Here is a 332-nt window from a genome sequence, read left to right on the forward strand (position 1 = left end):
GGTTATGCCCAAGTAAACAAAACAGGATCTATACGCGCATATCAATTTGTTAGTTATTATGGTGCAAACAATGGTTCACAAGATGGTACAAAAGTACCAACACGATACTTGCCAGTAGGACAAGGATTTATAGCTGAAATAGAGAATGATGGTGTATTACCATTTGATGGTGCCGTAGAGTTTAACAATAGCCAAAGAGTTTTTATAAAAGAATCAGATGCAAATCCATCAAACGATCAAGTAGGAGCAGTATTTTCTAAAGCAGCCAAAGGAAAAGGGTCAAGTAGAAATGCATCTAAGGATAATGCAACAACAGATATGATGCAAAGAAT

1 protein-coding gene is annotated in these 332 nt (G+C 36.1%); it reads left to right on the forward strand.

Translation table 11 applies throughout. From position 1 onward, the window contains the following. On the forward strand, nucleotides 1–332 hold a 332-nt coding region (locus tag Q0842_RS16130; RefSeq protein ID WP_298500532.1), incomplete at both ends, for a hypothetical protein.

This window comes from uncultured Algibacter sp., from assembly GCF_947495675.1.
Lineage (GTDB): Bacteria > Bacteroidota > Bacteroidia > Flavobacteriales > Flavobacteriaceae > Algibacter_B.